The organism is Croceitalea marina, assembly GCF_042684265.1.
In the GTDB taxonomy this organism is placed as follows: domain Bacteria; phylum Bacteroidota; class Bacteroidia; order Flavobacteriales; family Flavobacteriaceae; genus Croceitalea; species Croceitalea marina.
The window spans coordinates 1-2,858 of record NZ_JBHULB010000067.1 but is presented as its reverse complement, the minus strand read 5'-3'; the positions used below and the strand labels follow the sequence as shown (position 1 = coordinate 2,858).

The window sequence follows — 2,858 nt, the reverse complement described above, 5'->3', positions numbered from 1 at the left end:
ATAGAACTAAGGTAATATGGCTCGGTTCAAACTATCCTGACAGGGGTGAATACAATCTGGAAAATGACGTATCATCGGTCAACTATGTCATAGAAAGTGGCATTCCCTTAGAAATAGTTACCGTACGACAGAATTCTTCTTTAAGGGGATCAGCTAATGTTAGTGTATCTAGAACTGAGATTTATGATAAAATGCCCGGTCTAGGGCCATTGGCAATGTCACCTGTAACAGGTAGACATGGAGGCAGTTTTCGTCATTTTGGCGATTACTCCATTAACCTATTTCAAAATAAAAGCGGTGACAGGCCACGGAAACCACTTTTTGATTTGGTTGCCTTGTCAATCTTGAAGAATCCTCAATGGGGCGTTAGAGAATCAATACCTGCTCCTATAGTTGTAGATAACCTAAATTGGTCTAACAGACCTGAAAATAGTAGAGAGATAATTATTTGGGGAGATTTTAGTAGTGAGGAAATCATTGATGACTTTTTTGAATCAATTGAAAACTACTCTTTGGTCAAATAATTTATTCAAAAAGATAGGTTATAGATTTAAAACATTTGCAGATTTAACGAAAAAAAGAATAGTTGATAGCTTGGATTCTCAAATTATGACTAGTAATTAATCTGGTGAGGAGATTATTTTAGGTTAGGGAAGACTATAGAAAATTATACTCGAGTAAATTTTTGCTTCAACCTTTGGTGAAATTTAAAATAAGGCTTGAACCAGTTTACAGGAAAGCTTAAAAAGTATAAATTTTTTCGATATAAGAAAGGCTTTAACTTAACAAAATATATAAACATTTCTTCTGGTACTAAGATGCACTTTTTCAATATTTGCAATTTTGACATTTTAACATTACCAATACCGTATGTAATCCCAACTTTGTTATTACCTAAATTATTGTAAAAGTTTTTGTCCATAGCATCTACAAAGACTATTTTCTTTTTATTAGCCAATAAATCGGATCTCATTTTTAAATCAATCAGATATCTGTTGACTAATTGTTCATCATAAATCAACGGTCTTAGAACACGTAATAAATCATCATAGCGCGAGAACATGCTTTTCTGAAGTGGACCGATGTACTCATTAAAAACTTTTAATTCTTCTTTCTTATGGTATTCTATGGTAAAATCGGGTTTTGGTCGATATCCTAATGTACTACCATGAGGAGCTGCCAGAAACTGTTCCATTAAGGATTTGTTGGCCAACATGATTAAATCATATGTTGATTGCGATGGGTACACGCTAAAAATCAAGCCATATCTTTTGGTCATTTCATCTATATCATATGCTGCCCTTAATCCCAAATAATAACCTTGAACCCGATATTTTCGGTTAAAATAATTTGAAAGACATTCTTGCATACTTCCAATCCAGCCTATATCGACGACATGCATTCCCTCCGTTTCAAAATCTACTCCAAAAGAATCAATATAAGAATCAAAGTAACTTTTCTGTTCTAACCTATTACGTTCATATAAATCTAAAAATTGTTGATTTTTAATTAGTTGCGCGAATAGTTGGGAATCCAAAAATGGCTTTAATTCCTTTTCTCCATCAACGTTCAGGCTATCGGCTATTTCTTTCTTAACATTTTCTTCGAATAAAAACATCGTTAAAAATTGATTTAACGATAATCTATTGGCATAACGATTTCTAAGAATATAAAAATCTTCATCTTCAATTGGTTTAAAAGAAATTTGCATTGCCCCTTGTCTTGAAATTTTTAGATAATGAGCATTGATTCTATTTTCAGGTTCAGGCTCGATGAAATTCTGATACGCTTCGAACATTTTCATTAAGAAAAGACCTTCCCTAGCAAGAAAAAATAAATTTTTGGTGCGCTGCTCTTTTGCCTTCTTATACAATCTTTCAACAAAAAAATGAAAAATTAATAGATACTCTGCATAAGGTTGACCACTTCTCCTTAATTCTTTTTCTATCTTTTTTATTGGACGAATGAAGTCTTTTCTGTCACTTCCAAATCTTAAGGTCTTTTGATGCCACTTTTTTCTCCTCTCTTTTAAATGATAGGCATTTATGCCATGTTTTCTTGAATTAAGAAAATCACTTCTCTTATTATCGCCAATCATAAAAACTTCTTTTGCCAAAAAGCCTTTTTTCTCCAAGAGATGGGTATAGATTTCACCTTTATTTTCTTTACTATACCCTATTGATGATGAAATAAACACCTCATCGAACAAATTATTGATTTTATGATGTTCTATAAGTCTTTGCATTAGTTGAGTATCAAAGTAGAAATCAGAAACACAAAATATTCGATATCCTTCATTTTTTAGATATTTAAGCGTTGAAATCATTTTATCGTTCAAAAACTGAACACTCGACTCTGAACGAAAGTCCGCCTCTTTATACCTTTCGATGAATTGTTGAAGAGTAGTGATACCAGAATCCAAATCCGAATTTTTCAATCTCTGGTAGACTTCTTTAATCACCGTAGGGTAGGCAATATCGGACAAAGGTCTCTGGTGCATTTTTACTAAATGTTTAGATGCTGCCTTCCTTATACTTGTCAATTCATCTATGGTTATATCCATCCCAAAATCCCTAATTAAAAACTTGGCCCAAATTCTCAAAGGTTGCAAAGGGTGTACTTTTCTGTGAACAACGGTATCATAATAGTCACAAAATATATACTTAATGTCGCCAGATTGTTTTATCAGTTTAATAAGTTGATTGTTCATAACCGGTGATTTGAATTATTATTTTTTTGAATATCCGTTAAGTGTCATAACCCTGTGATATTAGCAATAACTACTCTTTCGAACAGTCTTTCCCCGAAATACCGTCTATTAAGTTTGTAAACGAACTCATCAAGATAGAGCTGTAGGT

At 32.7% G+C, this 2,858-nt stretch carries 1 protein-coding gene and 2 pseudogenes; 1 reads left to right on the top strand and 2 read right to left on the bottom strand.

Going from position 1 to position 2,858, the window contains the following annotated elements; translation table 11 throughout:
* A pseudogene (locus tag ACFSQJ_RS14450) lies at positions 1–524 on the top strand (nucleoside hydrolase); the annotation flags it as partial.
* 143 nt (positions 525–667) lie between these two features.
* On the opposite strand, the gene ACFSQJ_RS14445 reads toward ACFSQJ_RS14450, so the two are convergent.
* Positions 668–2,710: an HAD hydrolase-like protein gene (locus ACFSQJ_RS14445; protein ID WP_377767679.1), complete on the bottom strand. Its 2,043-nt coding sequence runs from the start codon at positions 2,708–2,710 to the stop codon at positions 668–670.
* A gap of 44 nt (positions 2,711–2,754) precedes the next feature.
* Positions 2,755–2,858 (bottom strand): annotated as a pseudogene (locus ACFSQJ_RS14440) (IS1595 family transposase); the annotation flags it as partial.